This is a genomic window from Synechococcus sp. H60.3 (assembly GCF_047462295.1).
In the GTDB taxonomy this organism is placed as follows: domain Bacteria; phylum Cyanobacteriota; class Cyanobacteriia; order Thermostichales; family Thermostichaceae; genus Thermostichus.
On sequence record NZ_JANSIY010000060.1, the window covers coordinates 9,449 to 15,577 of the forward strand.

Consider the following 6,129-nt stretch of genomic DNA (forward strand, 5'->3'; position numbering starts at 1 on the left):
GCACCAACGAAACCGCTGCTTTTGCCGACAAAACCGGCGCGGAGCCCTCGTTATCTTTGCAAGAGTTGGAAACTCTGTTTTACGTTCCTGCCAGCGTCAAAGAAGGCAAGGCCAAAACCCGCCAAGGCTTCAAGCCCATCTCTCCTGAGGCCCTGAACATCATTCTTGAGCAGTATCGCAGTCAGGCCATTGCCTATTATCGCCTGGTCGAAGAGTGCGGACTGCCTTATGAAGATGCTCGTAACATCATCGGCTACGGGATCCGCCAACATTTTGTAGTCTCTTTTAATTGCCGCAGCTTGATGCATTTTCTGGATTTGCGGGCTAAAGACGATGCCCAGCGGGAGATCCGCGAGCTGTGCGAGCTCATCTGGCCCCACTTTGAGGCCTGGTGCCCTCATGTTGCCGCCTGGTACCGCAAAAATCGCTGGGGCAAGGCCAGGCTTTCTCCTTGAAACCTAAATCGCGTAAGCGGGACGGAGTTCTCTAACACCGGAAAAGTATAGGATAAGGTCATCTTTCGACCCTCACCCTCAACCCCTCTCCCCTCGTGGGAGAGGGGAGCAAGGGATCAACTAACAAGCTGTTTCCCAATATTTGGAACGACTGTTGTATGGATCCCAGAGCTTATGAACAAATGGCGGGCTTAGAAGATCGACATTGGTGGTTTGTGGGGCGCCGCCGCATTCTCAGGCAGGTTATTGCCGGGATCCCTCTTCCGCCCGCGGCTTGTATCTTGGAAGCCGGCTGTGGCAGTGGCGGCAACCTAGAAATGTTGTCTCAGTTTGGCCAAGTCTGGGCCATGGAAAGAAGCGAAATAGCATTGCCTTTGGCCCGGGCCCGCGGCATTGGGATTGTGGCCGAAGGTGAATTGCCGCATCAGATCCCTTTTGGCTCCCAGCAATTTGACCTTATTGCCCTACTGGACGTTTTAGAACATTTGGAGGAAGACAAAGCAGCTCTGGAAGCTCTCATCCAAAGGTTAAAGCCATCCGGCTACCTGGTGATCACGGTACCGGCCTACCCCTGGCTGTGGAGCGCCCATGACGAGCTCAATCACCACAAGAGACGCTACACAGCAGCACAACTTCTCTCCTTACTCAAGAGTGCCGGCCTGCAAATTCATACCTTTACCTTTTTCAACAGCTTTCTCTTTCCATTAGCAGCAGGGATCCGCCTAGCCCAAAAGAGCTTTCCCCTCAAGGAGAGTCAAGATCTAAAAATGCCCTCGCCTTGGATCAATTGGCTTTTAACCGAGATTTTTGCTGCAGAAGCCTATTTAATTTCTAAGTTCTCCCTACCCTTTGGCCTGTCTTTATTGGCGGTAGCCAGCCTTAAGAAAATTGCTCCTCTGAGAAACTGAGCTTCTTAATCCTCAACTTCTCGCCGTTATTACCAGTTTTTTCAGTCAACATCGATTTTGCCGTTCGCGCTAGCGAGACGGAGTCCTTGCAGCCTCAAATGGATAACCTTTTCTGTAGGATTGTTTCCAGTCTTAACTGCTGAAGGAGATAGCTCTTGGCCAATCGCGCTGGCGGGACGGGTTTCTTTCGCGGCTACACCCTGAGCTTGGATCCGCATCGCCTGTGGGTGCCCTTGGCTTGTTTGGGGGATGGGCTCTGTATTTGGCTGGCCTTCGGGGCGGCTTATTGGCTGCGCAGCTTGCGCCCCCACCAGCTTTTGCCCTGGGATGTTTATGCTGGCCTGGGGTTGTTGACAGTCCTTAGCTATTGGGGCGTTCAGGCTGGCTTGGGAGGATACGGCGAATCGAAGCGCTTATCTCGCTTTGAGGAATGGGCCAGTTTGCTGCTGGGGCTGGGGGTGACCTTTGGCTTGGTGTTGGCGGGGGCCTTTTTCGTGCGCTCCGTCTCGCTGTCGCGCTTGGTGGTGGGCTATGCCAGCCTGCTGGCCCTGCTTAGTTTGACGGGGATGCGGGCGCTGCTGCGGCTGGGCATGGGTTGGCTGTATGCCCACGGCCAGGGGCGGCGACGGGTGATCTGGGTGGGATCCGGCCTGCTCTTGGCTGAGGTGCTGGAGCGACTGGAGCGCTGCCCAGCCTTGGGGTTTGAGATTAAGGCTTGGGCCGTGGCCGGGGATCCCTCGGCGCCGGAACCAGAGCCTTTGCAGAAGCTGGAGCGGCTGGAGCCCAGCCACCTGGTGGCCTATGTGCAGGCTCACCCCGAGATCCAAGAGGTGTGGTTTGGGCAGCCGGAGCTGGCCAATGCACCTCTGTTGCTCAGCTTGCAGGCCCTGTCGGTGCAGGTGCGGCTGGTGCCAGATATCCTCGGTTTTTTGACGGTGAACTTCAGCCTCCAGTCCCTGGACGGGATCCCGCTGCTGACGCTGCGCCAGCCCCCTCTGCGCTACGCCCACAACCGTTTCCTCAAGCGAGCGGTAGACATCCTGGGGGCCTCCCTGGGCCTGGTGTTGCTCAGCCCCTTATTTTTGGTCATTGCTCTGCTGGTGGCCTGCAGCAGCCCCGGCCCCATCTTGTATTGGCAGGAGCGGGTGAGCTTGGATGGGCGCCGCTTTTGGATTGCCAAGTTCCGCACCATGCGGGTGGATGCCGAGGCACCCGGCCAGCCGGGCTGGACGCGCCCTGGGGATCCGCGCCGAACCAAGATAGGAGCCTTTTTGCGCCGCACCAACCTGGACGAGCTGCCCCAGCTTTGGAACGTCTTGAAGGGGGAAATGAGCCTGGTGGGCCCCCGCCCGGAGCGGCCCTACTTCGTGGAGCAATTTAGCCAGGAGATCCCCAAGTATCCGGATCGGCATTTGGTGAAAAGTGGCCTCACCGGCTGGGCTCAGATCCACGGCCTGCGGGGAGACACCAGCATTGCCCGCCGCACCCAGTATGATCTCTACTATGTGCAAAACTGGTCTCTGTGGCTGGATCTGCGCATCCTCGCCATTACCCTTTGGCAAGGGATCCGCGGACGGCTGACCGGCTATTAGGGGTTGCCTATGTCCTCCTCGCCCACGCCCCCAGAGCTCCTCTACGAGGGCAAGGCCAAGCGGGTCTACCGCACCGCCGATCCCCAGGTTTACCTCTGCCAATACAAAGACGACGCCACGGCCTTCAACGCCCAAAAGCGGGGATCCATCGCCGGCAAGGGGGAGGTCAACTGCACCGTCTCCAGCCGGGTGTTTGCCTACCTGGCGCAGCAGGGCATCCGCAACCACTTTTTGGCCCAGACCGGCCCTCGAGAGATGCAGGTGCGCGCCCTGCGGATCCTGCCCTTGGAAGTGGTGGTGCGCAACCGCACGGCCGGCAGCCTCTGCCGGCGCCTAGGCCTGGAGCAGGGCCTGCCCATCGAGCCGCCGCTGGTGGAGTTTTACTACAAAAACGACGCCTTGGGGGATCCCTTGGTAACCCCCGACCACATCCGCCTGTTGCACCTGGCCACGCCAGAGCAAGTGGAGAAGCTGGGATCCCTGGCCTTGGCGGTCAACACTCACCTTCGCCACTTCTGGCGGCGCTGCCGGCTGGAGCTGGTGGACTTTAAGCTGGAGTTTGGCCTGGACGAGGAAGGGGAGATCTGGCTGGCGGACGAGATCAGCCCCGACACCTGCCGCCTGTGGGATCTAGAAGGGACTGAGCCGCGGGTGCTGGATAAAGACCTCTTTCGCTTTGATCTCGGCGATCCGGCAGCCGGCTACCAAGAGGTGCTGCAGCGAGTGCTCCAGGCTACTGATCCCAATCTCCCCTCTCCTGCAGCGCGGGAGAGGGGCAGGGGGTGAGGGTGCCATGACTTCCCCCCGCTCCTCTGGCCCTGACGACCGCTTCCGCCGCCAACTGGCCGACCTGTTGGACACCTGGGTGGAGCAGGGGCTGATTCAGCCGGCGCAGCGGGATCGCCTGTGGGAGTACTACCAACTCGATAGCTTGCCGCGAACAGCTGCTAGCCGCTTTACCCTGGTGCTGCTGCTGTTGGGCGCCGTGCTGGTGGGCTTGGGGGTGATCTCCTTCGTGGCCGCCAACTGGGACGCCATTCCCCGCTCGGCCAGAGCCTTGGGATCCCTGGCCCTCACGGTGGGACTGCAGGTGGCCGGCTTGCGACTTTGGCAGCAGGGATCCCCGCGCTTGGGCAGCGCCCTATTGATTGCCGGGGAGCTGGCCCTGGGAGCCGCCATTGCTCTGATGGCCCAGTGGTTTCAAATGGGGGGATCCCTGGCGGGCTTGTTCTTGGCCTGGGGGGCGGGCAGCTTGGCCGTGGCCTACAGCTTGTTCCACACCCCCAGTGGCGTCCTGGCCTGTCTCTTATTCGCCCTGGCCGGGATGACTGACCTGCGGCAGAGGGGGATCCGCTCGGCTCTGGATCCCCTCTACCCCTGGCTGGCCCTGGCCCTACTGCTGCCCCTTGCCTATGGGTGCCGCTCCCGCTGGATCTTGGCTTTGGCACTGGTAAACTTCGGCCTGGCGCTACAAAGGTCGGCAGAGGTCTGGGACAGCTCTGGAGAAGGCTTGACCCTCTGGCTGCTGCTTGGCCTTGCCGTTGTCTGGGGGCTGGGCTTTTGGCACCAACGCCATGGTTACCGACTAAGCCGGATTTTGACCGGAGAAAATGGCCAGGATGGCGAGCAGGAGCAAGTCTTGGATCTGATCCCGACGGCGGAGGGCCTGGCTTTGCTGGGGCTGGGTTTCTTGCTCTACGTCTGGAGCTTCCGTGACCCCTGGGACTGGGATCCCGACCCCTTACCTCTGTTCCAAGCTATGGATCCCTGGGCAAGCTTGTCGGCGGCAGGGTTGCTGCTGCTGGCCGGCTGGGGCTGGTGGCAGGGGTGGCAGGCCAAGAGATCCCAGCCCATTTCCGCCTGGCTCAAGGATGCCGTCGTTTTCCTCTCCCTGATTACCCTGGCCCTTTTGCTGGTGACTAGGAACTTGACCTCAAGAGTGGCCCTGGCCTTCTTGGCCCCCTGGATCCTGACCCTGCTGCTGGTGGGATTGTCGGCGATCCTCTGCTGGGAAGGGCTGCAGCAGGGGCTGCGGGGGCGCTTCTGGCAGGGGCTATTGGGCCTGACCTTGGTGGTGCTGACCCGCTTTTTCGAGTATGAGACTGGCCTCTTGGCCAAGTCGGCGGTGTTGGTGGCCTGCGGGATCGGCGTGATCTGGGTGGGGCTGAAGGTTGAGCAGCGGCTGAACCGATCCCTACCGCCGACTCCGCGACCCTGAAAACCAGGCAGTCTAGCGGCGAGCCTGGGCAAAAATGGCCTGCAGGATTTCGTCGGCTCCCTGTTGCTTCAGCTTTTCCGCCAGGGAGATTCCCACCGCTTCCGGGTCAGCAGTGGATCCCGTTTGGGTATTACGGATCAGCCGTCGCCCCTCTAGGTCGGCCACCATGCCGGTTAGGTGCAGCTCTTCCCCCTGCACTTGGCTGTGGACCCCGATGGGCACCTGACAGCCTCCCTCCAAAGCCCGTAGGAAAGCTCGCTCGGCCAAACAGCGGGCTGTGGCCTCCCCATCGGCCAAGGGTTGAATGAGCTCCAGGATCCGCTCGTCCCCCTGCCGGCACTCGATGCCGAGGGATCCCTGGCCAACGGCGTACAAGGACACACTGGGATCTAGCACCTCGTGGATCCGCTGGGCTTGGCCCAGGCGCTTCAGCCCGGCCACCGCCAAGATCAGGCCGTCGTACTCCCCCCGATCCAGCTTGGCCAAGCGAGTGTTGAGGTTGCCCCGCACGTCCTTAAACTGCAGGTGGGGAAAGGCGTGGCGCAGTTGGGCCAGTCGCCGCAGAGAGGAAGTGCCGATCACCGTCCCTGCTGGTAGGGTGGCCAGGTGGTAGGCGCGCAGCTCCTCCCGCAGCACCAGCGCGTCCAGAGGATCCTCCCTCTGCGTGATTGCCCCCAGAACCAGGCCTTCTGGCAAGCGGGTGGGCAAGTCCTTGAGGCTGTGCACCGCCAGATCGCTAGTGCCGTTGAGCAGGCTAACCTCCAATTCCTTGGTAAACAGGCCCTTATCCCCGATTTTGGCCAGCGCCACATCCAGGATGATGTCTCCCTGGGTGGAAAGGGTGTGCAGCTCTAGGGGCAACCCTGGATGGTGGGCCTGCAACTGCCCCATCACCCAGCGGGTCTGGGCCAGAGCCAGCTCGCTTTTGCGGGAGGCGATCCGCACCGGCTGGACAG

Annotated in this window: 6 protein-coding genes; 5 read left to right on the forward strand and 1 reads right to left on the reverse strand. The window is 61.0% G+C overall.

Features of this window, described 5'->3' with window-relative positions:
- The 5 genes from NW841_RS07860 to NW841_RS07880 all read left to right on the forward strand — a co-directional run.
- Positions 1-455 (forward strand): FAD-dependent thymidylate synthase (locus NW841_RS07860; RefSeq protein ID WP_414365942.1); only part of this gene is annotated, 455 nt, incomplete at its 5' end.
- Between the two features lie 158 nt (positions 456-613).
- Positions 614-1,363 carry a class I SAM-dependent methyltransferase gene (locus tag NW841_RS07865; RefSeq protein ID WP_414386021.1) on the forward strand — a complete coding sequence of 250 codons (750 nt, stop codon included), beginning with the start codon at positions 614-616 and terminating at the stop codon, positions 1,361-1,363.
- A gap of 155 nt (positions 1,364-1,518) precedes the next feature.
- The gene (locus NW841_RS07870; protein ID WP_414386022.1) at positions 1,519-2,955 is read left to right on the forward strand and encodes a sugar transferase; all 1,437 of its coding nucleotides are present in this window, start codon (positions 1,519-1,521) and stop codon (positions 2,953-2,955) included.
- A 9-nt stretch (positions 2,956-2,964) separates the two neighbouring features.
- Entirely contained in the window at positions 2,965-3,741 is a 777-nt protein-coding gene (gene purC / locus NW841_RS07875) for a phosphoribosylaminoimidazolesuccinocarboxamide synthase (RefSeq protein WP_414386023.1), read from the forward strand.
- Positions 3,742-3,748: 7 nt separating this feature from the next.
- Entirely contained in the window at positions 3,749-5,173 is a 1,425-nt protein-coding gene (locus NW841_RS07880; RefSeq protein ID WP_414386024.1) for a DUF2157 domain-containing protein, read from the forward strand.
- Between the two features lie 12 nt (positions 5,174-5,185).
- Here NW841_RS07880 and hemC read toward each other — a convergent pair.
- Positions 5,186-6,129 (reverse strand): hydroxymethylbilane synthase (gene hemC / locus NW841_RS07885; protein ID WP_414386025.1); only part of this gene is annotated, 944 nt, incomplete at its 5' end.